Source organism: Sediminibacterium sp. C3 (assembly GCF_000508085.1).
Lineage (GTDB): Bacteria > Bacteroidota > Bacteroidia > Chitinophagales > Chitinophagaceae > Sediminibacterium.
The window spans coordinates 2,761,807-2,786,174 of record NZ_KI669560.1 but is presented as its reverse complement, the minus strand read 5'-3'; the positions used below and the strand labels follow the sequence as shown (position 1 = coordinate 2,786,174).

23 protein-coding genes and 1 pseudogene are annotated in these 24,368 nt (G+C 41.1%); 13 read left to right on the top strand and 11 right to left on the bottom strand.

The annotated features are described in order from the left end of the window. Window position 1 precedes the first annotated feature (1 nt). The 10 genes and pseudogenes from F777_RS0113025 (at window position 2) to moaCB (ending at window position 7,709) form a co-directional block, all read left to right on the top strand. A complete protein-coding gene (locus F777_RS0113025; protein ID WP_081720517.1) occupies window positions 2-409 on the top strand; it encodes a c-type cytochrome in 408 nt (135 codons plus the stop codon). A gap of 15 nt (window positions 410-424) precedes the next feature. Continuing rightward, window positions 425-1,516 (top strand): XdhC family protein, encoded by a 1,092-nt coding sequence (locus F777_RS0113020; protein WP_026752424.1) that lies wholly within the window; start codon window positions 425-427, stop codon window positions 1,514-1,516. Continuing rightward, window positions 1,513-2,120, top strand: a pseudogene (locus F777_RS0113015) (NTP transferase domain-containing protein). The gene F777_RS0113020 and the pseudogene F777_RS0113015 overlap by 4 nt, the downstream one beginning before the upstream one ends. Beyond that, a complete protein-coding gene (gene moaA, locus F777_RS0113010; RefSeq protein ID WP_026752422.1) occupies window positions 2,110-3,090 on the top strand; it encodes a GTP 3',8-cyclase MoaA in 981 nt (326 codons plus the stop codon). The pseudogene F777_RS0113015 and the gene moaA overlap by 11 nt, the downstream one beginning before the upstream one ends. A 5-nt stretch (window positions 3,091-3,095) precedes the next feature. Then, the gene (locus F777_RS0113005; RefSeq protein ID WP_026752421.1) at window positions 3,096-4,265 is read left to right on the top strand and encodes a molybdopterin molybdotransferase MoeA; all 1,170 of its coding nucleotides are present in this window, start codon (window positions 3,096-3,098) and stop codon (window positions 4,263-4,265) included. Window positions 4,266-4,274: 9 nt separating this feature from the next. Beyond that, window positions 4,275-5,006 carry a sulfite exporter TauE/SafE family protein gene (locus F777_RS0113000; RefSeq protein ID WP_037369495.1) on the top strand — a complete coding sequence of 244 codons (732 nt, stop codon included), beginning with the start codon at window positions 4,275-4,277 and terminating at the stop codon, window positions 5,004-5,006. Window positions 5,007-5,010: 4 nt separating this feature from the next. After that, complete coding sequence (locus tag F777_RS0112995) at window positions 5,011-5,244, top strand: MoaD/ThiS family protein (protein ID WP_026752419.1); 234 nt, start codon at window positions 5,011-5,013, stop codon at window positions 5,242-5,244. Next, window positions 5,244-6,353 carry a HesA/MoeB/ThiF family protein gene (locus tag F777_RS0112990; protein WP_026752418.1) on the top strand — a complete coding sequence of 370 codons (1,110 nt, stop codon included), beginning with the start codon at window positions 5,244-5,246 and terminating at the stop codon, window positions 6,351-6,353. The genes F777_RS0112995 and F777_RS0112990 overlap by 1 nt, the downstream gene beginning before the upstream one ends. Further along, window positions 6,346-6,789, top strand: a complete 444-nt coding sequence (locus F777_RS0112985; RefSeq protein WP_026752417.1) for a molybdenum cofactor biosynthesis protein MoaE — start codon at window positions 6,346-6,348, stop codon at window positions 6,787-6,789. Before F777_RS0112990 ends, F777_RS0112985 begins: the two co-directional genes overlap by 8 nt. A 5-nt stretch (window positions 6,790-6,794) precedes the next feature. After that, window positions 6,795-7,709, top strand: coding sequence for a bifunctional molybdenum cofactor biosynthesis protein MoaC/MoaB (moaCB, locus tag F777_RS0112980; RefSeq protein WP_026752416.1), 915 nt, complete (start codon window positions 6,795-6,797; stop codon window positions 7,707-7,709). On the opposite strand, the gene F777_RS0112975 is transcribed toward moaCB, so the two are convergent. After that, entirely contained in the window at window positions 7,704-8,441 is a 738-nt protein-coding gene (locus F777_RS0112975; protein WP_026752415.1) for an SOS response-associated peptidase, read from the bottom strand. The genes moaCB and F777_RS0112975 overlap by 6 nt on opposite strands. A gap of 147 nt (window positions 8,442-8,588) precedes the next feature. Here F777_RS0112975 and F777_RS0112970 point away from each other — a divergent pair, with 147 nt between their 5' ends. The 3 genes from F777_RS0112970 (at window position 8,589) to F777_RS0112950 (ending at window position 14,103) form a co-directional block, all read left to right on the top strand. Then, window positions 8,589-11,561: a SusC/RagA family TonB-linked outer membrane protein gene (locus F777_RS0112970; protein WP_026752414.1), complete on the top strand. Its 2,973-nt coding sequence runs from the start codon at window positions 8,589-8,591 to the stop codon at window positions 11,559-11,561. An 11-nt stretch (window positions 11,562-11,572) separates the two neighbouring features. Continuing rightward, window positions 11,573-12,943 (top strand): RagB/SusD family nutrient uptake outer membrane protein, encoded by a 1,371-nt coding sequence (locus tag F777_RS0112965; protein WP_026752413.1) that lies wholly within the window; start codon window positions 11,573-11,575, stop codon window positions 12,941-12,943. Between the two features lie 584 nt (window positions 12,944-13,527). Next, complete coding sequence (locus F777_RS0112950; protein WP_026752412.1) at window positions 13,528-14,103, top strand: hypothetical protein; 576 nt, start codon at window positions 13,528-13,530, stop codon at window positions 14,101-14,103. A gap of 168 nt (window positions 14,104-14,271) precedes the next feature. Here the strand turns inward: F777_RS0112950 and F777_RS16755 are convergent, their stop codons facing one another. The 10 genes from F777_RS16755 to F777_RS0112905 all read right to left on the bottom strand — a co-directional run bounded on the left by F777_RS16755 (window position 14,272) and on the right by F777_RS0112905 (window position 24,365). Further along, complete coding sequence (locus tag F777_RS16755; protein ID WP_081720515.1) at window positions 14,272-14,889, bottom strand: cation:proton antiporter domain-containing protein; 618 nt, start codon at window positions 14,887-14,889, stop codon at window positions 14,272-14,274. A gap of 72 nt (window positions 14,890-14,961) precedes the next feature. Next, window positions 14,962-15,483 carry a hypothetical protein gene (locus tag F777_RS0112940; RefSeq protein ID WP_026752411.1) on the bottom strand — a complete coding sequence of 174 codons (522 nt, stop codon included), beginning with the start codon at window positions 15,481-15,483 and terminating at the stop codon, window positions 14,962-14,964. Between the two features lie 17 nt (window positions 15,484-15,500). Next, complete coding sequence (locus tag F777_RS17420) at window positions 15,501-16,592, bottom strand: adenylate/guanylate cyclase domain-containing protein (RefSeq protein WP_051408610.1); 1,092 nt, start codon at window positions 16,590-16,592, stop codon at window positions 15,501-15,503. Window positions 16,593-16,687: 95 nt separating this feature from the next. Next, window positions 16,688-17,179 (bottom strand): hypothetical protein, encoded by a 492-nt coding sequence (locus F777_RS0112930; protein WP_026752410.1) that lies wholly within the window; start codon window positions 17,177-17,179, stop codon window positions 16,688-16,690. A gap of 33 nt (window positions 17,180-17,212) precedes the next feature. Beyond that, a complete protein-coding gene (locus tag F777_RS0112925) occupies window positions 17,213-17,833 on the bottom strand; it encodes a hypothetical protein (protein WP_139166666.1) in 621 nt (206 codons plus the stop codon). A 62-nt stretch (window positions 17,834-17,895) separates the two neighbouring features. Continuing rightward, a complete protein-coding gene (locus F777_RS0112920; protein ID WP_037369492.1) occupies window positions 17,896-18,879 on the bottom strand; it encodes a beta-ketoacyl-ACP synthase III in 984 nt (327 codons plus the stop codon). A 10-nt stretch (window positions 18,880-18,889) separates the two neighbouring features. Further along, window positions 18,890-19,129, bottom strand: coding sequence for a hypothetical protein (locus F777_RS16745; protein WP_037369490.1), 240 nt, complete (start codon window positions 19,127-19,129; stop codon window positions 18,890-18,892). Window positions 19,130-19,141: 12 nt separating this feature from the next. Beyond that, a complete protein-coding gene (locus F777_RS0112915) occupies window positions 19,142-20,488 on the bottom strand; it encodes a TolC family protein (protein WP_026752407.1) in 1,347 nt (448 codons plus the stop codon). Further along, window positions 20,485-21,264, bottom strand: coding sequence for a patatin-like phospholipase family protein (locus tag F777_RS16740; protein ID WP_037369488.1), 780 nt, complete (start codon window positions 21,262-21,264; stop codon window positions 20,485-20,487). The genes F777_RS0112915 and F777_RS16740 overlap by 4 nt, the downstream gene beginning before the upstream one ends. Further along, complete coding sequence (locus F777_RS0112905) at window positions 21,261-24,365, bottom strand: efflux RND transporter permease subunit (RefSeq protein WP_026752406.1); 3,105 nt, start codon at window positions 24,363-24,365, stop codon at window positions 21,261-21,263. The genes F777_RS16740 and F777_RS0112905 overlap by 4 nt, the downstream gene beginning before the upstream one ends. Between the last annotated feature and the right edge of the window lie 3 nt (window positions 24,366-24,368).

Here is a 24,368-nt window from a genome sequence, read left to right as displayed (position 1 = left end):
AATGAAAGCTGGAATAAAGACTGTGTCGGTGATGATGGTGAGTGGTTTACTTTCTCTTGCATTTGTGCAGCCTTTTAACTTAAAAAAAAGCATTGAAGCAGGAAAAAAAGTATACGAAACCAGTTGCATGAATTGTCATATGCAGGATGGAAAAGGATTGGAAGGGGTATTTCCACCCGTTGCCCAATCTGATTTTTTGAAGAAAAGCAGCAATGAAATTATTGATGTATTAATCAAGGGTCAGTCAGGTGAAATTAAAGTGAACGGGGTAACCTATAATGGGGCAATGCCCAGTGTGGAATATCTATCGGATCAGGAAATGGCAGATGTATTGAATTATATACAGAATAGCTGGGGCAACAAGAATGCCAAGCCAGTATTGCCTGAGCAGGTAAAGAAGCGCAGATAATAAGTTAGAAATTTCATGAAGGAATTAGCGGATATTGTTCATGCATTTGAACAAATGGCACAGGAGAAACAGCGCATGGCGCTGGCAACTGTTGTGCATGTGGAAGGTTCTTCGTATAGAAGACCTGGCGCACGTATGCTGGTAAGTGAAGATGGAAAATACATTGGCGCTATCAGCGGAGGTTGTTTGGAGGGGGATGCTTTGCGTAAAGCCGCGCTTGCCATTGCACAGGGCAAAAAAAAATTAGTTGTATACGATACAACGGATGAAGACGATGCCAAGTTGGGTGTTCAACTGGGTTGCAATGGCATCGTTAGCATTTTATTTGAGCCCCTGAATTTTGCTCACCCTGATTTTATTATGGGGTTGAAGGCAATGCTGCAGTTGAGACATCCTCAGGTATTGATTACTGGTTTTAGCCGTAATCGGAATGAGCACTGGGGAACTTTATTGCACAATCAAATTGCCGATATAGAATCCTCTCTTGTAAAAGAAGCTGCTCAAAGGGTGCTGGCAGGAAAAAAATCGGAGTATGTTATCGTTGATACAGGGGTGTCTCAGCAGGAAGTATTTGTTGAGTACCTGATGCCTGCGGTTTCTTTAATCATAGTAGGTGCTGGAAACGATACCATACCATTGGAAGCGATGGCCAGATTAATTGGATGGAGTACAACAATAGTGGATGGAAGACCTACACATGCGAATGCGCAGCGTTTTCCTGCAGCCAGCCGTATCCTGGTTGGCAAACCAGAAGGAGTAATTCCTCAGCTAACACTTGATGATAGAACTGCTATTATTTTAATGACGCATAATTACAATTACGATCTGGCTTTTTTACGAACCATGCATGCATATTATTTCAACTATATCGGTTTATTGGGGCCTTCAGCAAAACGGGATCGCTTGCTGCAAGAGTTGAAAGATCAGGGAATTGAATTTTCGGCTGAGCAAATCAAACATATCTATGGGCCAACCGGATTGGCGCTGGGAGCAGAAACATCTGCAGAAATAGCCCTTTCTGTTTGTGCAGAAATCATGGCAGTCATGGAAAGCAGATTGCCTGTACATTTAAGAGATCAGTTGACTCCTATACATAGCAAACTATGAAATGGGGGGTTATGATATTAGCGGCAGGAGAAGCTTCCCGAATGGGAAAGGCCAAGATGTTATTGCCTTTTAAAGAAAAACAATACTTGAAAAAATTCTTGATGAGGTATTGGTCCTCAATCCCAATATTCTATCTATTGTAACGGGTCGTTATCACCAGGAAATAAGTTCTGTAATACAAAATGCCGGAGTTCATCTGGTTTACAATGCTGAATATCAAAAAGGAATGAGTTCTTCCATACAAAAAGGACTAACAGCCATGCAGCAGCAATGTGGGGATATGCAATTTTTGTTCATCCTCGTAGCAGATCAGCCATTTTTAAACCAGGCTCTTTTGCAAAGCATGATACAGCTTCACCAGGAATCAAAAAAGGGGCTGATAGCCGCCGTTTACCAGGGTGTTGCCGGAACCCCACTATTATTGTCAGCAAAATATTTTGAAGAATTAGATCAATTGAAAGGAGATAAAGGAGCTCGGGTTATATTGCATCATTATCCCGATGATTTGGAAACAGTGGATTTTGAAATGGGAGGATTGGACATAGATACGGTATCCGACTATGAGCGGTTTAGTGAAATGTTAAAGAAAGAAAATGCTGATTGACCAACACAATAGAATACACGACTATCTGCGAATTTCTTTGACGGATAATTGCAATCTGCGTTGCTTTTATTGTATGCCCGAAGAAGACTATGCTTTTATGCCGAATCAGCGTTTGATGCAAAAAGACGAGATTGTTCATCTGGCGTCTTTGTTTGTGCAGAATGGTGTAAAAAAAATAAGGCTAACGGGCGGGGAGCCCTTGGTTCGCAAAGATGCTGCTGCTATTATTAAAGCCTTGGGTAAGCTGGGTGTTAACTTGTCCATGACTACCAATGCTACCCGGGTTCATTTATTCATTGATGAGTTAAATCAAGCAGGTATTCAATCTCTGAATATCAGTTTAGATACTTTACAAAAGGAAAAGTTTCAGCTGCTAACCAGAAGAGATCAGTTTAATCAGGTCAAGACCAATATAGATTTATTGCTGGCGCATGGATTTAAGCTGAAAATAAATGTGGTGGTAGTGAAAGGAATGAATGACCATGAAATATTGGATTTTATTGCGTGGACGAAAGACACGCCCATTCAAATAAGGTTCATAGAATTCATGCCTTTTGATGGCAATAAATGGAACAGTGACAAACTGTTAACCTTGCAGGAGATGCTGAATATTATTGGTAAGGAATACAAAATCGCAACAGCCATGAGTGAGCCTAATGATACCAGTAAACGATATACTATCGAAAATCATGCGGGCAGTTTTGCTGTCATCAGTACCATGAGTGCGCCTTTTTGTAATACCTGTAATCGCATACGCTTAACAGCAGACGGGAAAATAAAGAACTGTCTGTTTTCATCTGAAGAAACAGATTTGTTAACGGCATTGAGGAAAGGAGAGAATGTTCTTCCATTGATTGAAGATTCCATTTATAAAAAACATCGGGAACTGGGTGGACAGTTCTCAAAGGAATTTGAAAAAATTAATACCGATCTGTTGCACAACAGAAGTATGATAGCAATAGGTGGTTAAATACTATGATCACAGTAAGCGAAGCTAAACAGGCATTGTACAGCAAAGTCAGGACTTTGAAACCGGTAATCATTCCATTGTCGGAATCAGCGGGTATGGTGGTTGCAACGGATATCAAGAGTCCTATAGATATGCCTGGATTTCTGCAATCCTCCATGGATGGTTATGCTGTTAATAGTTTTGCAACAGATCAGTTTCTGCCATTGCAGGATGAATTGCCTGCTGGTACTAATCGTATGTTGATTTTGCAGGAGGGGAAGGCCATTAAAGTATTCACCGGTGGACCTGTTCCTGCCGGAGCTGTCTGGGTAGTGCAGAAAGAATGGGTGGAAGAAAAAGACGGGGGCGTTATCATTCGACAAGTAAAGCAGGAGATTGGTTTGAATATCAGAATGCCCGGATCTTCTGTTCAGAAAGATGCAGTAGTGATTGCCAAGGGTACCTGTCTGCATGCATACCAAATATCCATGCTGGCCAGTCTGGGAATTACGCAAGTTTCCGTTTTTCCTGCACCTAAAATAGCTTTGATAATAACGGGTAATGAATTGGTAATACCTGGCAATATGCTTGCGTATGGTCAGGTATACGAATCCAATTCAATTGGCTTGACGGCAGCTTTGAAGCAGCTGGGTGTTCATCAAATTCAATTGAGCTGGGTAAAAGATATTTTAGCCGATACAAAAGCGGCCATTGATCAGGCGCTTCAATGGGCTGATTTGATTTTGTTAACGGGCGGGGTAAGTGTGGGGGACTATGATTTTGTAGCAACAGCTGCCAAAGAACTGGGAGTGGAAACTATTTTTCATGGTGTAAAACAGAAGCCGGGAAAACCATTGTATGCAGGCCAGTTCAATCAAAAACTGATTATAGGATTACCGGGAAATCCCAGCTCGGTATTGCATTGTTTTCAGCAATATGTAAAGCCGGTTATTCAGTTAACAATGGGTATGCAGCTTTCGCCTACACAACAGGCGAGGTTGGCACACGATTATGAAAAAAACACGCCACTTGATTTTTTTGTAAAAGCATCCCTGCTAAATGGAGAAGTAACCATTTCAGCGGCACAGGCATCTTATCAAGTTGGGGCTTTTTCTGAAGCCAATTGCTGGGTTGAATTGCCTGCTGCGGAATTCCGTTTTTCCAAAGGCCAGTTGGTTACCGTTTATTTATTCTAACATTGCGATATGGAACAAGTGTGGATAGAGGGAATTGCATTTTTAATTGTTGCATTTCTGTATGCATCTGTTGGTCATGGCGGAGCCAGTGGTTATCTGGCACTGATGGCGCTTTTGAATATGAGTCCATTGGTAATGAAACCTACCGCTTTGATTCTCAACTTAATTGTTTCACTGGTTTCTTTTCTCTCTTTTTATAAAGCCAGGCATTTTAAATCTACTTTGTTGTGGCCATTGGTGATTACTTCAATACCAGCTGCTTATCTCGGAAGTGTTGTGCCTGTTTCAGAACCCTTGTATAAAAAAATACTGGCCATTGTTTTATTGATTGCGGTTGTCAGAATGGTATTGAAGCCGCCGGCTGTTGAAAATATTTCCAGTCCTCAATGGTATTGGCTGAGTATGGCTGGAGCTGTCATAGGATTGCTTTCAGGCATGATAGGTATGGGCGGGGGTATTTTATTGTCGCCATTATTATTGATGATGGGTTGGGCAACCATGCAGCAAACAGCAGCCATTAGTTCTATTTTTATATTTTTGAATTCGGCATCCGGAATGCTGGGACAATGGAAAAAAGGTTTTGATCTGGCACCTTCCATGTACATGATTATTGTTTTTGTTTTAATAGGAGGTTGGCTGGGTGCTTATTTAGGCTCATCCAGATTCAAGACCACACAGTTAAAATTTATTTTAGCTGTGGTACTGATATTGGCGGTTTCTAAATTGTTGTTTGTAAATTGAGTGTATGGGTATTAAAGTATTGTTTTTTGGTTCGGTAACAGATATAACCCAGGTAGGAGAGTTATCCTGGGACTACTGTGCGGATACAAATATATTGATGAAAGGGTTGTTAGGTCGTTTTCCTGCGCTGGCTAATAAAAAATATTTTCTGGCATTGAACCAACAGATTATTCATGAAAATTGCCAGCTGAAGCAGGGAGATACTGTTGCAATAATGCCACCTTATTCCGGAGGATAATGGCAGACTATAATCGTTATATCAGACAAATGATACTGCCCGGATTTGGTGTAGATGCCCAGCAAAAATTAGCGGAAGCAAAAGTGCTGATTGTGGGTATGGGGGGATTGGGATGCCCTATATTACAATATCTGGCGGGTGCCGGTGTTGGAACCATTGGAATCATGGACGCTGATCGGGTCAGTTTAAGCAATCTGCATCGGCAGGTTTTGTTTGACGAGTCAGATATAGGTCAATTAAAAGTTAGCGTGGCTGCTAAAAAAATAAAGAAACTGAATTCGGGTATTCAGGTTATGCAATATCCTTTTCAGTTGAATAAAGAAAATGCCTTGTACATCATTAAAGAATTTGATTGCGTGTTGGATGCTACTGATAATTTTGGCGCCAAATACCTGATAAATGATGTATGCGTACTGCTTAATAAAACATGGATATACGGAGCCGTTTCCGAATATGAAGGTCAGGTGGCTGTAATGAATAATATCCAAATTCCTGACTCCGTCCACTATCGTCATTTGTTTCCAAAGCAACCTTTGCGCAATGAGTTTGCCAGTTGTGAAGAGACAGGCGTAATTGGCGTTTTGCCTGGTATAATCGGAACCATGCAGGCTGCTGAAGCAATCAAATGGATTACCCGTTTGGGCAAGATGCAAAATAGCAGATTACTCAACTATCATTTTTTATCAGGAAGCTGGTATGAAATTGGATTGACCCATAATCCGGAAGCTCCAGTAATTGATGAGTCCTTTTTTTATCAAACGAATTACGACATGGAATGTATAAATGAAGAAGAAGAGCTGGACGATATTGATATTGCGGAAATAGATGTTAAACAATTACTTGAAGTACTTAAACAGCCTGGACATTTTGTTTTAGATGTAAGAGAGTTACATGAGTATCCAACAGTTGATTTTGTTCATGCCCGGATACCCATGTCTGTATTGAAGGAATCCCTGGATCAGCTACCCAATCAACCTGTTTACATTATTTGTCATCAGGGCATCAGAAGTGTTTATGCAGCACAATACATTAAATTGCATAAGGGAGTTGAAACCTATAGTGTAAAGGGGGGATTAACCGCGTATTTTAATACTGTAAACAATGAGTAGTAAAAAACAGCATCGTATTTTTTTTCAGGGACCCATTCCTGCACAAAAAATAGCAGATGATATTCAGAAGCATGCTGCTAAAACGAATATTGGGGCACATAGCATTTTCTTAGGTCAGGTAAGAGCGGATGAGTTGAACGGAGAAAAAGTAGTTGCTATTGAGTACACTGCTTATGAATTAATGGTGGAAGAAAAAATGGCCGTGATTCGGGAACAATTTTTTGAAAAATACGCATTGACCTGCATGCATATATATCATAGCCTGGGACGGGTAGCCGTTGGTGAAATCTGTTTGTTCGTTTTTACTTCTTCGGCCCATCGCAGGGATGCCATTGATGCCTGCAGTGAAATGGTAGAAACGATTAAAAAAGAGCTGCCCATTTGGGGTAAGGAAATCTGTACCAATCAATCAACAGTCTGGAAACAAAATAATTAAAACGAATGGTTAATATCACCCATAAATCAAACACCCTGCGCAAAGCCATTGCTGAAGCATCTGTATTGGTGTCCAGTCAGGATACGATTGATGCGATTGTTCAGCAGAAAGTGCCCAAGGGAGATGTTTTTTCTTTTGCGAAAGTGGCGGCATTGTTTGGGGTAAAAAAGACAAGCGAGCTGATACCGGATTGTCATCCGCTTCCTGTTGAGTATACGGATGTTCGTTTTACCATCAAGGATTTGAAAGTATTAATAGAAGTGGAAGTGCATACGGTTTATAAAACGGGTGTAGAAGTGGAAGCCATGCATGGTGCTTCTATTGCGGCCCTCACTTTATATGATATGCTGAAGCCGATTGATAAGCATGTAAGCATACAGGAAATTAAACTACAGTCAAAAACAGGCGGCAAGTCAGATAAGAAAAAGTATGCAGACAAAGGATTGAATGCAGCTGTTATTGTTTGTTCAGACACCATTGCTGCAGGAAAGGGGGAAGATAGTGCAGGTAAAGCAGTGGTGGAAGCCTTGGAAGCATTGGGTGTATCTGTGCCTGATTATGGCGTTATACCAGATGAAGCAGACGCAATCAGAAATGCTGTGGAAGCAAATACGAATGCGAAGAATCAGTTGTTGATTTTGGTAGGCGGTACCGGGGTTTCTCACCGCGATATTACACCGGATATTCTGAAGCCGATGTTGCAGAAGGAACTGCCTGGCATTATGGAAGCTGCCAGAAATTATGGACAAAATCGCATGCCCTATGCAATGTTATCCAGAAGCGTAGCCGGTCTGATTGATAATACCCTGGTGATGAGCTTCCCCGGATCCCTTTCAGGGGCCAGTGAGTACATGGCAGCTTTGTTCCCCCAGATACTACATGTTTTTGATGTAATAAAGGGGAGCCGTCATACCTTATAATGGTGGGAGGTTTTTGTACTCCACTTCCTCCAGCGGATTGAAAATCCCCTTATTAAAATCTTTGGAAAGCGAGTAGGCAGTTAAGGTTCCTTCTTCAGCCTGATAGGCAGCTAGTTCCTTCACTCTGTTTTCTCTGATGGGGCTGATCCATTCTTCTGCCAGTGTTGTGGGCAAAATGGTGGGCATCCGTTTTTTGGTGTTGTGAATTTTTTCCATCAAACCATTTGCCTGTGTGGTAACGATGGCAAAACTATGTATCATTTCACCAGAAAGTTGGTCGGTCCAGGGTTGCCAGATACCAGCCATGAAGAGCAGGTCTTCCTGCTTATATGCACTATGAATATAATAGGGAAAAGCAACCGGTTTTTTATCTTCCGGCCTTTGGTAATGTCTCCATTCAAAGAACCCAGTACTTAAGACCAGGCATCTTCTGGATTTTGCTGCCGCTTGGTAAACTTTGCTTTCAAATAATTTTTCTGAAGTAGCATTGAGTGTGTTGTATTTTTTTCTGCTCTCCTGTAACTCTCCCAGATTTTTAATAAACCAGGGTATGAATTCCCAGTGTGCCAGTTCCGGCTCCCATTCACCTGCATTGTTTTCTATAATAATTGGCCAGGATTGGTAGGCAAAACCAGACTGCACTGTAATATCAGTGGCAGGAATGGATTTTGTTTTCCCTTTCAGTGTAAGCTCTTTTTTGGCTGGTAATTTTAATGAATTGTAGTAGCACATAAGCAATAAATCTATCCTGAAATTCGCGAAAAATACAGAATATAACCATAGGTTTTAAACAGGCTATTTCCTACCACCTGAATTTTTGTTTTGTTTAATAATTTAATGCCTCAGGATATTTTATTCATTAACCAAAAACTAATTCGCATGAAGAAACTTTATCTATTCAAAGTTTTTTTAGTAATGCTTTTTGTGCTGAAAGGATTTTTTGCAGAGGCACAGGGCTTTACGGCTTCAGGTACTGTAAAAGAAGCAGTCTCGGGAAATCCACTGACCGGAGTTTCTGTTTCAGTAAAAGGAACCAGTTTGGTAACTACTACAGATGCCAAAGGAAACTTTTCCATTAAAACCAATTCAAAATCAGTGGTGCTTGTTTTGAAATACGTTGGTTTTAAAACGATGGAAGTTTCAGTTTCAGATAGTAAACCAGTAGCGCAGTTTTCTATGGAAGAGGAAGTGAGCTCGCTAAAAGAAGTGGTTATTACGGGTCTTGCTTCTTCTATTAAAAGATCGAATTTGGCAAATGCTATTACCACGGTATCTGCCAAGGATTTAACGGGTACTACACAAATTCAAACAGCGGACGGTGCTTTATATGGCAAAGTTTCCGGGGCCAATATCCGAATGAATTCAGGTGCACCTGGTGGAGGTATCAATATACAGTTACGCGGTTTATCTAGCTTAACGCAAGCATCAGCTCCATTGATTGTATTGGATGGTGTTTATATCAGTAATGATTTTCAGCGTACGGGTAGAGCTTCCGTAACCGGAGCCGGTGCTGCCAGTCAGGACGACGGGGCTAATCGTTTGGCGGATATTAATCCTGCCGATATTGAAAGCATTGAAGTGTTAAAAGGACCTTCTGCTGCTGCTATTTATGGTACCAGGGCAAATGCTGGTGTATTGGTAATTACCACCAAGAAAGGTGCGGCAGGAAAAACCACCATCAGTTTTGGACAGGATATAGGAATGGCTACTCCTTTAAGAATGATGGGCGTAGATAATTGGAGTGAAGCTAAGATTAATAGCTTCTTTCCGGCTGCCAGAAGACCCATTGAACTCACTCGTTTTCAGAATGCAGTAGCCAATAATAATTTCGTGAACTACGAAGATTATTTTTACGGTAACACAGCTACCTTAATTAACTCCCGTTTAAGTATTCGTGGCGGAGATGAGAAGACAAAGTTTTTTGTTTCCGGATCCTTAACCGATGAAGGCGGTATAGTAAGAAGAACAGGATTTGAAAGACAATCCATTCGTGCCAATATTGAGCACAAACTTTCGAAAGACATTGTTCTTACCGTTAATTCAAACTATATTAGAACCAATACCGATAGAGGGTTTACCGGCAACCAGAATAACTCTGGAGCTAGTATCGGATACAATATCGCTTATGTGCCCAACTACTTTGACCTAAGACCGGTAAACGGTGTATATCCTGATAACCCTTATTTCGCAGAGAATCCTGTTGCTGTAACGGATAAGGCAATCAACAACTCATTGGTAAATCGTTTTATTCAGTCTTTTGGATTGGATATTAATCTGTTTAAAAAAGAAAATTCCCAATTGAAATTCAGATTGAATGGAGGTCTTGATTATTTGCAAAATTCCACTAAAGTGTATTTGCCAGATGATTTGCAATTCCAGAGAGGACAGGCGAATCCGGGAGATGTGTTGATTGGAAGACAGGAAACCATGAACACCAATATCCAGGCTGCATTGGTGTACGACTGGCAGGTTAAACGAGTGAATTTCAGTACACAAGCGGGCTTAGTACGATTAGACTTTAAGAATAGTGGCTTGTTCAATAGAGGCCGTGGTTTAGCTCCTGGCCAGTCCAATATTAAACAGGCGACTGTACAGGAAGTAGAATCTCAGTTTGAAAGTACACAAAGCGATGTGGGTGTTTTCTTACAACAACAAATGAACTTTGAAGATAAGATCATAGGAACTGTTGGTATGCGTTGGGATAAATCGAATACCAACGGAAATGTCAACAGATTCTATGCTTTCCCTAAAGCATCATTGGCTGTGAACCTGACCAATTTTGATTTCTGGAAGATCAATGCAATTTCTCAGTTCAAGCCCAGAATTGCTTATGGTCAAACAGCAGGGCCTGTACCTTTCGGTGCTACATTTACTTCTTTAGGTGGTGTAAATATTGGCGGCTTATTGGGTTCAACTGTAGCAACCAGTGTGGGCAATACCAATATTCTACCTGAGCGTGCTGAGGAATTGGAATTTGGTATTGATGCAGGACTTTTAAATAACAAAATCTTGTTCGAAGCCACTTATTATATCAAGACAACCAAGAACAATTTACAGCCATTAACATTGTCTCCTGCAACGGGTGTGGTAAGTACCATCAGTAACGAAGCAGAGATGAGAAATAAGGGTATTGAATTAGGTTTGTCCGGAACGGTTATTCAGAAACCTAATTTCAGATGGTTCTCTCGTTTGTTATGGTGGAAGAATGATGTGCTGATTACCAGATTGGGTATTCCATCTTACACAACCGGCGCATTTGGTACTGCCTTAGGAACCTTCCTGATTCAACAGGGTCTTCCTCCAACAACAATCGTTGGTACTCCTGCCATATCTCCGGGTGTATTTACTGTTTGGGGAAATGCACAACCCGATTGGACAACATCCTGGTCTAACAACATCACTTTCCTTAAAAACTTTGATTTAAGTATTTTAACTGAGTATAGAAAAGGAGGTGATAATATCAACCTTACTTCTTTCTTAACAGATGGTGGTGGTACAACCAGAGGTTGGTTTAATGATAGCAATCGGGATGGTATTCCGGATGGTCGTCAGCGTCCGCCGGCTCCATTCAACAATGCAGGACGTTGGGTGCAGGATGCTACTTTCCTGAAAATTCGTGAAGTTGGTTTGTATTATACTTTGCCAAAAGAAACTGTTAGTCGCACATTCGGAAATGTTATTCAGCGTGCAAGAATTGGTATTTCCGGAAACAATGTTTTTCTGGCTACCAAATACGTAGGATATGATCCGGAAACTTCCACATTTGGCGCTCAGGCAATTGCCAATAACGTGGATGTGGCTCCTTATCCTACTTCCAGAAGATTATTTTTTCACCTACAAATTGACTTCTAATACATAGGCATATGAAAAAGTTTACAATACTATTTGCAACCGGTGTGATCGCAGCTATGTTTAGTTGCAATCCACTTAAGGTTAAGGAACTAACAGACCCCAATAATCCAAGTGAAGCAAGTGTTACCAACAATGCATCCAGAAGACAGATTCAATTTCTGGTAACGGGGTTGGAGCAACGTCACAAAGGGTACGTAACAAATATTTGTCAGGCCTGGAATACATTCGGCAGAGAAATCTGGTATCTGAATGCTTCCGATCCCCGTTTCCAGACTGACTGGCTCGGACAGGCAGGTCGATTACCCGATGCTGCTTATTTTGGGTTTGGTGCTACGGGGGGCGGATCTTATGCTGCGCCTTATCAGGCGATTAAGCAAGGATTGGTATTGATTGATGCCGCTAATAATTCGGGTTCACTGAGTGCACAGGAAAAACGAGCTGTAGCTGGTTTTGCTAAAACTATTATGGCTTATCAGTATCTGATTCCAGCCAACTGGTTATATGAAAACGGTATCAGAACCGATATCAGTGATCCATTGAAGCCAGGGCCTGTAAGATCGTATACAGCTGCTCTTGGTTTTATTGATTCCTTGCTAACTGCTGGTTACGAGGATTTGAATAATGCAGGATCTGTGTTTCCATTTACCCTGACAGCAGGATTTAATGGATTTAATAATATAGATGGATTAAAGCGATTGAATAAAGCTATCACAGCGCGTGTTGCCATCTACAGAAAGGACTGGCAGGGTGCATTGAATGCATTGAATCTTTCTTTCATGAATCTGACCGGTTCATTAAATGCAGGACCAGCTCATACTTTTGGTGCACCACCGGATGGATTCAATCCTATGTTCTATGTGCTGGATGCCAATATCAACACAATCATTGTTGTACATCCTTCTGTACTGGCAGATGCTACACCTGGCGACGCAAGAGTAGCTGCGAAGTTTCATCAGCGCGCAACGCCTGTAACCGTTACCACAGATGCTACCCCTCTTGTTGGTACTCACCAGGATAAAAGATGGGCAACCAATACTGCTCCAATGCCATTCATTAAAAATGAGGAATTGATTTTAATTAAGGCAGAAGCACATGCACAGTTGAATCAAACTACTGATGCGGTAAATGCCATCAATATCATTCGTACTGCAGCCAATATTGGCAACTATGCGGGTGCTACCACTCAGGCAGCATTGATTAATGAAATCTTGTATCAGCGCCGTTATTCCTTATGGGCAGAGCCATGGGGCCACAGATGGATTGATGCCCGTAGATACGACAGATTGAATACCATTCCTACTTCCTTTGATTTAGGAACCATCTTCAGACAATTCCCTCGTCCTCAGGCGGAAATCAACTGGGATTTATATGCGGGTGGTTAAATATTTTGGGATTGATTAATTGTAGCAAGGAGGTCACGGTAATGTGGCCTCTTTTTTTGTTGAGTCGGGATTGACAGCCTCGCTTTGCTCGGCTGTCTTCCCCTTTTTGGGGCCTTACCCAAAGCCCTAGCATCGGCTGCGCCGATACTGGGTTTTTTCACTTGCTCTCTTAACCGAATACATTCGGCACGTTCGCAAATAAAAAAACCCTCTCGCTTTCGCTCGAGGGCTTTGTAGCCTCTATAGGAGCCAGTTTGGAAGAATTTGCTGCTGATATAAATGCTGTTTTGGAACTGAAAATTAAAAGCAAAAACCCCGATCCAATTGAATTGGGGTTTTAATTATTTTCTAAAACTGTAAAGCTATATCCGTATAAGACCCACTAACTAACAATTAGTACTCTTTCTTTTGACGTTATACACCAGTACCTATTTAGTAGTTGCTAAAATCAAACAATTAACATTGCCCACAAATTGTTTGAATGGGTTTGTAATCGGTCTTTTAATTGAGCCAAAGGTTAGAATATTCACTATTAAATTCAAATTCATCATATAACTAATATATTTAACACACAATAATGAGCAATGGAAACAGATTTTTATACAGCTTTTGATGAAAATATTATCCATCAGGTTGCGGTCTCAATGTACTTTATGCCCTTTAAACGTGTTAGGCTGCGCAACGGATATGACTTTTTTCTTGGCGGTTATGTAACCAGTTTTAGCAACGGGTATTCGCTTGTTGTAAATGGCACTAATGTCGGATCGATTCCCAGCATAGATAATACCATACTGGATCCAGAAAGTATTCCTATCGCAAGAGATACAGAAGATATATGGGATCCAGAAGAGATGGGCCAAACAGAAATGAGGAAATATGTTTCGGAGATCACTTTTGCGAACTCTTTTGAGCAATTTATCGCAGGGAAAAAAGTTGTGTCATGGGGGTTTAACCGCAAAACAGAAAGTATGGTGTTTAATGGATTAATTATCTCCCCTGCAGGCTACTTCGTAGTTTATGAAAATGGGTACCGGCTTATTAACAAAGGCGAAACCATTGATGGAAAGGACATACAGCAGGTATTAATACTAGATGCTGAGGCAAAACCTGTAGCGGTAGAGCAATTGCTCATTGAGCCGCATGATGGAGGAAAGCTTTAATGAATCATTTCTGTTTTACGTTAAAACTGAATAGGGTGGAGATACCTGTATAGTTCTGGAATAGATTGTCAAAAAACTATTCAGGATGATATCAAACGTGAAAAAAATGTCAAACCTTTGCCAATATTTAATCCCAGAATTAGGGGGTTAATACCCATTGAGAAATCCCTAACTAATTAAACTTATTAATCTTGCACTTTTATAAAGAACAACCCGGAGATAAAGTTTTAAAACAACAGCAAACAGCACCACCGCTACACCATCGTTGAAGAGGGATTCTCCGGTAATTTTAGTTTCAATATGCTTCGGAACTTTTGCTTCTTTAAGAACTCCTAAAACCACAATAGGATCTGTCGGAGATATAAGAGCTCCAAAGAGCAAACAATAGATGTAAGGAACTTTCAGTCCTAAAAAAGGAGCTATATAATACAGCAACCCTGAAATTATAAATGCCGATAACACGACACTAACTGTTGCATAGGTCACGATAGCCCATTTTTGTTCTTTGAGATCTGAAACATTCACATGTAAAGCTCCCGCAAACAAGAGAAAATTAAGCATTGCCCCCATTAACATCTCATTGAAATCAAGTTGTTGGATCAATTCAAAAAAGTCTTTGGTCGTATCCGGAAAATATTGATCGCCAAATAAGCGTATGCCCATAGAAACCAACATCGCAATAATCATAATCCCTATCGTGCCGGGCAGCTTTAAAAATCTGTAATTTAAATAGGCAAACAAAGAAGCCAATACGATAAAAACAGAAATAGTATAGTATAATTCCATCGGATTTTTTTTCTAAATTTCATTAATAAACTTTGAGCGTTGTCCAATACATAGTTTCTTTCGAGATTACAATTACTCTTTTTTCTTGCTTGCTATATTTTTCTTCTCAATTGCCTTTTGCTTCCAAAGAATATATTTTCCCAGTTCCTCATCTATGCTCAGCCTTTTGATAGCTACATTAAACGGTTCCATTGCCATATTCAAGGGAATTTCCCAGTATTCATCAATGTGGGCAACGATAGCTGTCTTCCCATTTGTAATAGTTTTGGATGCCCTTTCCAGCATCTTTGATGTTTTGCTGTAACGGAGCAGGTTGCTTATCCTTTTGGCTACTGCACCGTTGGTCAAACCCCATAAAACATTTAGAGGTCCGCCTAATATCCCAATGATACCTCCGACAAATGTGTTTATAACAGATTGGGGTATCTCCTGATTTTGGGCATCTCTGATGATAATATTACCTTGTTCATTCCTATAAAGGATGTATAACTCTTCGACGGCGATATCCTTGTTTTCAGCCAACTGCTCCATTGCTTTTGATGCTTCTATAGCATGCTCTTCTGCCTCAAAGATGATTGTGATTAGTTTTTCCATCTTCCCTCTTTTTTTAGTTATAACACAGAGCGGTTGAAGTTGGTACGGATGGGTTTCACCACATAAGCCGTTTTAATATCTGGGATTCCTTTCAGTTTTAAATCAGTTAAGGCAAGAAAGGAATAGTTGTCGCTGTATTGCACATGCTTAAAAAAACTTTCGGATATGATGATTTGGTTTTGGCCGTTATCCGACAATTTCTGGATGCGCGAACACGTGTTCAATACATTTCCGTAATAGGCTATTTCTCTTTTAATATCACCGACTAGGGCAATGGTTACCTCTCCACTATTTACAGCAGCCCGAAACTTTGGCAAAACACCATACTTTTGAGTATAATAGTCCTTTTTTGACTCCAATATGCACAGGTACGAATAATAAAAATCAAGGCTGTTACTAAACCTGAATCCGTGTTTTGTTTTCCAGGTTATTACAGCTTCATCACCCACAAATTGATAAATTATTCCGTTGTATTCCATCACTGCATCGGAAAGGTCTGCAAAGCAGTCCTGCATTAAGTTACTGAATTCATAGGATCCTAAATGTTGTATCAATGGCGTGGAATCTATCATGTCAAGGAACATAAAAACCCGTTCTTCCTTACTCGGGTTTAGGTAATTACTTTTAAAAAAATCGGAGAAAAAGCCTACTCCCAGATTCCTTTTTAACAACAGAATGATAGTGATGAAACTTTCTATCAATACTGCATATACACTTATAGACATTATCAAGGAGAAATTAAAGGAGTGCAGGTTCCCATTAAAAATGAAGAAATAGTAAACTATTAGCAGTAATATGTTCAACAATCTAATACGTAATATAAAACCGAAACTTTGTTTATTGATGGCAGGATAAACAAAAAGGTGCATAATGCCCATAGGGATACTAATCAGCCCTGACAGCAGAAATGCAATGATATAAATACGAACAGTGGACACCCAATGCTGCACTTGATAGACTTCTGTAAGACGAAATTCAGAAAGGTCATTTATTTTAATGAAAACAAATAGCAGAGCTGCTCCAATCCATAGGAACGCAATCAGTAACAATTCCTTCAAATTGTACATTTTTTTATTATAGTTCCATTTTTTTAATTGTAACCTTTTCATACCGGATGCATCTCATTTTTCATTTGAACGTTCTTTTTAGAATATGAAAAAGGCAGCGAAGCAAACAGTTGCATTGCCGCCTTTTTCTATATTATTTACTGCTTATCTTCAAAAAAAACTTTTATGGCCTTGTCAAGCCTTTCCATATCATGTTCAAACTCTTGTTTGAATGCTGCTGTCACAGCTTTTGTACTGTCACTCAGTTGCTGTGATTTTGTTTCAAATTTGGAATACCGAAGGCTGAGCTTTTCTTTCTCGGCATCCAGTTCATGCTGCAACTTTTGTTGTTTTGCCTTCAGTCTTTCTTTTTGGGACTTATCCGCTTTTTCTATTTTTAGTTTTAGTTCGTCAATCCGCTTTTGGGTTTCTACAATGGAACTATCAGATTCCGTTTTAAATTTTTCCCAATCGGCCGTAGCTCTTGTGGCAGATTCTTCCCGGGCATCATTTACGGCCTCTTTAACCTCTTTACCCGCTTCTTCGGCATGTTGTTTCGCATTGTCCAGATGTTCTCCGGAATTATTGCCACAACCGGTGGTTGCTACCATAAAACTTAAAGCAGCCACTACATAGAATGTTTTTTTCATTGTTAAAACTTTTAAAGTGTTGATTTTTGAAACTTAACCAAGTGCTTTTACTGCTTTTTTTAAATGCTCGTAAACTTGACCTATTTCCTTCTTAAAGATTTCGGTCTTAAAATCTGCTTCCTCTTTTTTGTCATTGAGCTTATCGATGATTGCCTTTGCGGATTTTTTGGCTTCCTCTATGCTATGCTTATAAGAATCGGTCAATTCTGCTTTTTTATTCTGTATGTTTTGTTCCAGTACATCTAACTGTAACTGCGCTTTCTCATAATAAGTGGTGTACAAAAGAAATAATTTCTCCGATGTAGGATTTCTTTTTATTTGTGCCTTTAGATTTTCTGCCGCTTTCAGGATATTTGCTTTACTTTCCTCAAAAACTTCTTCGGCACTTTCCTCCAGGTTTTTTTCAAATTCATCTATTGCAACGTTGGTCTCCTTAACCCAATCTTGACTGTCCTTATATTCAGATGAAAGTGTGTGTTTTAGATCCTGCAACTTTTCCCTAAACTCTGTTTTCACCTCTTTAAATTTGTCTTTTGCTTCGGCTTTACCAAGCGACAACTGTACTGCTAAAGAATCCAGCTCCTGCTGGTCTTTAAGTAGCTGATTGGCAATCTTTACCAAGATTGGGCTCTGATTTTCTTTTGAATTTCCCATTGTTTTAAAATTTAAATAATTAATATATATGAACTGATTAAAAAAATATTTCCTTGTTGAACTCACATTCCCCATTTTAAAAGTGTTGCGCCCCAGGTAAAGCCCGCTCCGAATGCCGTAAGAAGCAACAAATCTCCTTTTTGGAATTTATCCTTATAATCCCACAGACATAAAGGGATAGTGGCCGCCGTTGTATTTCCATAATACTGTACATTGCTTATTACACGGCCTGCGTCTATTCCCAATTCTTTCCCGACCGCTTCAATTATCCGCATGTTAGCCTGATGGGGAATAAGCCAGTCAACATTATCGATGCTAAGTGCATTCTTGTCCAGCAATGCTTTAGAAACGGCTGTCATCTTTTCAATGGCGTTTCTGAATACGGCACGACCATCCTGCCGGATAAAATGTTTTCTGCTGCCCAATGTTTCCATTGATGCAGGATAAAGAGAACCGCCTCCTTCAATAAGCAACATTTCCGCTCCATCTCCGTTTCCGCACAGCAGACTGTCCTGTATGCCTGTTTCATCATCAGAAAGTTGCAACAGCACTGCACCCGCTCCATCTCCAAAGAGGATATTGGTTCTCCTGTCCTGCAAATCGGTCACACTGCTCATCTTGTCGGCTCCTGCTACAATCACATTCCGGTATTTTCTACTCTCAATGAGCGATGCGCCCAAAGAAATGGCGTACAAAAATCCTGTACAGGCTGAATTAATATCAAACCCGAAAACATTTTTCAGTCCCAGCTTGCGGCAGACAATATTTGCCGTGGACGGCATAGGCATATCGGGTGTGCAGGTAGCCACGATAAGGCAGTCTATTTCCTGCAACGACATATCCGTATTTTTCATCAAATCTTCTATTGCCGGAACAATCATATCCGAAGTAGCCAACTCGTCCGCAAGTATTCTTCTCTCTTTTATCCCGGTACGTTTAATAATCCACTCATTACTGGTATCTGTTATGTTAGCCAGGTAGTTATTCGTTCTGCGGTTCGTTGGCACAAAACCACCTGTTGCCGTAATTTTAGCTTTTAAATCCATTCTTATTATACTATAAATCCACTTCGCCCCAATCGGATAGCTGTGCGTGCTGGACACGGTAATATTCTAAAACTCTCATGATTTCTCGAACGGAAAGCAAAGTGTTTGATATTTTAATAATATTAGTGCTTTCGATAAATTCACACGTTGATCTTGGGCTTATTTCCAGCAGGTCTTCACTAAACCAAAACTCATCCAGCTTTTCCTTGAATGTAACCCTGAACCAATAGGTATGTTGATTGACTGGCATTTCCTTAATGTTTCATCGTCCTGTTACCAGCAGGTAATTGGTTATTGCTGTTTTGTACTGGCTTTTCGCTTCGATGAGCTTATCTTCGGTTTCAGCTTTCAAAGCCCGTGCTTCCAACAAATCCGAAAGCTGGATTAAGCCGTTATTGTAACTGTCCTGGTTTACTTTCAGGTTTTCAATGGTCTGTGCCAAGGTTTCTTCAATCAGGTGCACTTTCTTATCGGCTTCTGTCAGGTCTGTCCACGCTTTTTCCATTTGCAGGTTAAGCAGTCCTTTGTTATCGTTCAACGTATTTTGCGCGATTTTTTCTTTATACTTCAGCTCATTTAGTTTGTGTTTTCCGCCCCACCAATCAGAGATGGGAACAGACAAAGAAGCATACACCATTCCGTTAAAAGCGCCTTTCTGGTTACTTTCAAACTGGTCAAGGTAATAGCCAGACAAGCCTACGCCGAAAGTGGGCAGATAATCACCTTTTTTCAATTGTGTTTCCAGCTTTGCACCCGTTACCGCTTTTTCCAAAAGCTGGTATTCAACACGGTTGGGCAATACCGCGCTATTGGACACGAAATAGGTTTGGGGAACGGAAAGGTCATTGAGATTATCATCCAAGATGATTTCGGGGTCATATTCCATTCCTATGGTCTGGCATAACTGCATCAGGGATAATTTTTTTCCGTTTTCCAACTGGGTTTTATTGACCTTCAATTCGCTTTGCTTAATGGTCACTTTCAATACATCATTCTTGATGATGACACCATTTTTGTACGCCGTATTGGTCTGGTTATAGAGCGTGTCCAGAAATTTGATATAGTTATCGAGCGTCTTCTGCTTTTCCTGAATAGCGATGACCTGCCAGTATTGTTGCTCTGTTTTAAGCAACACCTCGTTCTCGGACAATTTTTGCAGCTTTTGCTTTACTTCAATATTCAGGTCGGTCATCTTATTGCCTGTCTTGATTTTCCCACCTGCATACACAGGCTGTAAAACATTGATATAGCCTAATGCCATCTGGTTGAACAAACCAATATTTACATCGGGCATATAGGCAAATTGTGTAGCGTTGCCCAGGTTGGCAGGGTTTCCATCGTAAACAGGCAGATTGCCACCCTGCATTTTCATTTCCAGCAGCGGGTCGATTGCCTGCATTCCCATTGCCGTGGCACTCACTTTAGGAAAATAGTTGGTATAGGCCTCTTTCTTTATTTCCTGAGCGGCACCTACCTCTAGTTCGCTGTTTTTCACTTTGCTGTTGTTCTGCAAAGCCAGCGATTTGCTTTGTTCGAGTGTGAGGTGTGTTTGGGCGTATCCGCTAAGCGAAAAACCCAATGCAAATATTGCTATGATTACCTTTTTCATTCTTGCTTAATTTCTTTAAGTGTTAAAAATTCTTTTTCGAATTTCTGAGCGTGAGCGTATCCTAATTGATATAATTCATCAATCTTTCTTATGTCAAACGTACTGTAGCCGTTTAATTCATCGGGTTGTATATACACATCACAATCTGCTTTTCCATCTACCGTGATACCGGATGTGGCCATGCGGATAATCCTGCTCACCACCCCCGTATAACTGAATTTTCCCTGATGTTTGTTAAGCGGATTGACATTGATGCCGATGGTTTTATTACAGGAAGCCCTTATTTGCTCCACAGGGAAATTATTCAGCAAACCACCATCGCACAGATAAGTATCTTCACCATACAGAACCGGCTGAAATACCAATGGGAAGCAGCAGGAAGCCTTGACGGCAAAAGACAAGCTACCATGGTTGAAAATCAGGGATTGCGCATTCGTAAGGTCGGTAACTGATACATAAAGTGGTATTTTTAAGCCTTCAAAACTATCGTGTGGAATATGGGTGCGAATAATCTTTTCAAAACTGTCCGTACTTAATCCTCCACCTTTTAATACGCTCTTATAGTTGAAAAAATGTTCCTTTTTGGCAAATTGGAAAATTTCTTCCGGCGAATATCCGGCTGCTATAAACGCTCCGACCAGTGCCCCGGCACTTGCGCCGGAAACGGCATCAGGTTCTATACCCAGCTCCAGCATATACTGTAGTATGCCCAAATGAGCTATGCCCCTGAAACCGCCACCGGAAAGTGTAACGCCTATTTTATTGTTCACAATCATATCGTTGCATTTTTAGGGCCTTCATTTTTATACGCCAGCCAATAAATGAGCGGGAGCATGGTAAGAATAAAAACCATGGATATCAGCGTTCCGAAAAAGATGACGGTTCCCATTGGTGCCCACAGTGGACTTTTGCTGATAATCATTGGAATAACCCCCATTGATGCTGCCAGACAAGTCAGTAAAATAGGACGCATCCTGCGTTTCCCTGCATCTATACAGGCTTCCAAAACAGGCATATTGTGTTTGTGCCTTAATTCTTCGATATAATCGTACATAATAATACCGTTCCGCACGATGATACCGATCAGGCTTACCAAGCCCAACACCGCCGTAACACTGAAATCCAATCCCATGACCCATATACCGAAAGCCGCCCCGAAAATACTGAACGCGGTAGAGGCAAATACCAGCGAAGCCAGGCTTACTTTTTTGAAGTGGAATACCAGAATGAAAAAGATAATAGCAATGGACATTATTAAAGCCGATACTATTTTAGGGATGGTTTCATCGTTAAAATCTTTTACGCCACCATAGGTCACCGTGATATTTTTATCTTTGATTTCGTCCTGCATACCATTTACCAGATTTTCGATTTTGGTCTGCATGGCACCTACTTTTTCGCCACGTTTCAAATCAATGTAAACCGATAGGGTACGTACACCATTACGGCGAACAATCTGCCCTTCGTTCCACTCGGTAGTTACCTTGGCAACCTGCCTTAACGGTACGGCAGGAGAGAACAATCCGGAAATGTATTCGTTTTCCACGTCTCCCGCCACGGCATCTTTGTGTTCCCATTTCGATTTGAGCACCACAGGTATCTGGTAATCGTTTTCCCAAAGGGTGGTAATGGGCAATCCGCCGAAACGTGAAGCCAAGCCTACACCCAGAATGCCTTCGCTTATGCCCAAACGGTTAGATTCTACAGGATTCAATGCAACGAGGATATCGGGCAAAACTTCTTCGTAGTTGGTATAGATCCGTATCGGCTCGTCCATTTTCCCGGCTGCTGATTGAATCTTTCCGGCAACTTCCTTCAGGTCGGCTATGTTGTCGCCGCTTAGTCGCACTTCCACATCGGCATCCACGCCAATCTGGTAATCCAATTGCTTGAACTTTACAAAGGCATTGGGATAATAATGGGCATATTTGGTAGCATATTCATCCAGGATTTCCTCTGTTGCTTCGCTTGACTCGGTATTGACGATGAATTGTGCGAAGTTTGAGCCACCGATTTTAGGGGCATAAGTTGTCTGGAAACGTGGGGACCCACTACCCATAAACGCGGTAATGGATTTTACCCGCTTGTCTTTGCCAAGTACCTGGTTCATGTCGTTTGCTACCTTTTCGGTTTGCTCCAATGAACTTGCCTGAGGCAGATAGATTTCCACCGCAAATTGGTTGCGCTCGGCAACAGGCATAAGTTTCAGTGGCAGGTTGATAAACATGGCAACGCCACCGATAACTGACAATACACCTATGAGAAATGATGTTTTGGGGAATTGAAATACTTTCTCCAGTAATTTATCATACACAAACTGTACATAGTCGAGGAACGATTTGTTCTTTTTGACCTTGGTCTGCTCCGAATGCAATCCTTTGGTAACAATCAAATATTGCAGGTAGGGTACGAAGAGTACTGCAACGGCAAGGGATACCCCCAGGGTAATAAGTATCGTCCATGGGAACGCCAGGACGAAATCATACATCTGCCCCGTAAGGGTGAACAGAAAAGGGAAGAACGTAATCCCGATAGCCAGCGTTGCCGACAATATCGCTTTAAAATATTCCTGTGCACTCTCTATGGCAGCATCCCATCTCGGGATTCCCTCATCCAGCTTTTCCAGGTAACTATCGACAATCACAATAGAATTGTCCACGATCATACCTAAGACTACTACTAATGCCGCCAGCGTAACGGTATTCAGCTCTATTCCGAAAGCATACATCAATGCCAATGATATAAAAATCGAAACAGGAATGGTGGAAGCAGCAACACCTGCCACACGGATAGGCAACAAGAACATGACCACCAATACCACTGCGGCAATGGCTATAGCCAGTTCTTTTAAAAAGGTGTTGATAGAGGCGTCTACTACTTCCGGCTGGTCGGCAATCCGGAACACCTTGACGTCATCCGGTAATGTTTTCTCAAACGCTTTCATCACCACTTCCACATCTTTACCATATTGCACGATGTTATAGCCCTCTCGCATTTCGGTGGAAAGGATCAGGCATTTTTTGCCATTGCTGATCGTATAGCTTGATGCTTCAGGGTATTCACGCACTACCTGTGCCACATCTTTGAGGCGGATATGATTTCCCTGCGGATCGGAATAAACAATTTGTTCTTCCAGATCACGCTCGGAAGAAAAAGGCCGTGTAATATGGATTGGAACCACCATCTCGTCATTATCTATATTCCCAGATGGCCCAACCATTCCTTTGGTCAGCAGTGTTTGATATAAACTATAAATGTTGATACCGTAACTCGCTACCTTTTCCTTGTCCACATAAATGCTCAACTGTTCGTTCTGCACACCATATCGTCGCAGGTTAGAAACCGATTCCACCGTGCGGAGCTTGTTTTCCAACGCTTCCACATAATCTTTAAGCTGGCGATAGGTTTTGGTATCCGATTCGAGTGCGATTAATAATGCTGAAGCGTCACCGAAATCGTCATTGGCAATGAGTGCCAAAACACCGGACGGCAACTGCATCTTAAAGGTGGACAATCCGTGCTTGATTTTCGACCAGACCTCATCTTTGTTCTGTACATCATCATTCAACTCCACGAACACATACACAATGCCGTCACGCGATTGCGAGTAGGTTTTGGATTTCTTTACTTCTTTGTAGGTAAAGAGAAATTTTTCAAGCGGCTTGGTCAACTGTTCTTCCACTTCTGCCGACGTAGCACCCGGATATACCCCTACCACCACGCCCTGGCGGATGGTGAAAATCGGGAACTCCTGTTTGGGCATTTTGTACAGTGCAAAAAAACCGCAAAGTACAAACGTGCTGATGAGTAACAGTACGATTTTGTTATACTTCATAGCCATGGCTATGAGTCCTGTATGTTCTTTTTTATGTTCCATTTT

Bases quoted from the DNA above. Each gene is read 5' to 3' on its own strand.
- F777_RS0112995 (WP_026752419.1), top strand. From the start codon at position 5,011: ATGGGTATTAAAGTATTGTTTTTTGGTTCGGTAACAGATATAACCCAG.
- moaA (WP_026752422.1), top strand. From the start codon at position 2,110: ATGCTGATTGACCAACACAATAGAATACACGACTATCTGCGAATTTCT.
- F777_RS0112990 (WP_026752418.1), top strand. From the start codon at position 5,244: ATGGCAGACTATAATCGTTATATCAGACAAATGATACTGCCCGGATTT.
- F777_RS0113005 (WP_026752421.1), top strand. From the start codon at position 3,096: ATGATCACAGTAAGCGAAGCTAAACAGGCATTGTACAGCAAAGTCAGG.
- F777_RS0112975 (WP_026752415.1), bottom strand. From the start codon at position 8,441: ATGTGCTACTACAATTCATTAAAATTACCAGCCAAAAAAGAGCTTACA.
- F777_RS0112965 (WP_026752413.1), top strand. From the start codon at position 11,573: ATGAAAAAGTTTACAATACTATTTGCAACCGGTGTGATCGCAGCTATG.
- F777_RS0112950 (WP_026752412.1), top strand. From the start codon at position 13,528: ATGGAAACAGATTTTTATACAGCTTTTGATGAAAATATTATCCATCAG.
- F777_RS0112905 (WP_026752406.1), bottom strand. From the start codon at position 24,365: ATGGAACATAAAAAAGAACATACAGGACTCATAGCCATGGCTATGAAG.
- F777_RS16740 (WP_037369488.1), bottom strand. From the start codon at position 21,264: ATGATTGTGAACAATAAAATAGGCGTTACACTTTCCGGTGGCGGTTTC.
- F777_RS16745 (WP_037369490.1), bottom strand. From the start codon at position 19,129: ATGCCAGTCAATCAACATACCTATTGGTTCAGGGTTACATTCAAGGAA.
- F777_RS0113000 (WP_037369495.1), top strand. From the start codon at position 4,275: ATGGAACAAGTGTGGATAGAGGGAATTGCATTTTTAATTGTTGCATTT.
- F777_RS0113020 (WP_026752424.1), top strand. From the start codon at position 425: ATGAAGGAATTAGCGGATATTGTTCATGCATTTGAACAAATGGCACAG.
- F777_RS0113025 (WP_081720517.1), top strand. From the start codon at position 2: ATGAAAGCTGGAATAAAGACTGTGTCGGTGATGATGGTGAGTGGTTTA.
- F777_RS17420 (WP_051408610.1), bottom strand. From the start codon at position 16,592: ATGAAAAGGTTACAATTAAAAAAATGGAACTATAATAAAAAAATGTAC.
- F777_RS0112930 (WP_026752410.1), bottom strand. From the start codon at position 17,179: ATGAAAAAAACATTCTATGTAGTGGCTGCTTTAAGTTTTATGGTAGCA.
- moaCB (WP_026752416.1), top strand. From the start codon at position 6,795: ATGGTTAATATCACCCATAAATCAAACACCCTGCGCAAAGCCATTGCT.
- F777_RS0112915 (WP_026752407.1), bottom strand. From the start codon at position 20,488: ATGAAAAAGGTAATCATAGCAATATTTGCATTGGGTTTTTCGCTTAGC.
- F777_RS0112940 (WP_026752411.1), bottom strand. From the start codon at position 15,483: ATGGAAAAACTAATCACAATCATCTTTGAGGCAGAAGAGCATGCTATA.
- F777_RS16755 (WP_081720515.1), bottom strand. From the start codon at position 14,889: ATGGAATTATACTATACTATTTCTGTTTTTATCGTATTGGCTTCTTTG.
- F777_RS0112970 (WP_026752414.1), top strand. From the start codon at position 8,589: ATGAAGAAACTTTATCTATTCAAAGTTTTTTTAGTAATGCTTTTTGTG.
- F777_RS0112920 (WP_037369492.1), bottom strand. From the start codon at position 18,879: ATGGATTTAAAAGCTAAAATTACGGCAACAGGTGGTTTTGTGCCAACG.
- F777_RS0112985 (WP_026752417.1), top strand. From the start codon at position 6,346: ATGAGTAGTAAAAAACAGCATCGTATTTTTTTTCAGGGACCCATTCCT.
- F777_RS0112925 (WP_139166666.1), bottom strand. From the start codon at position 17,833: ATGGGAAATTCAAAAGAAAATCAGAGCCCAATCTTGGTAAAGATTGCC.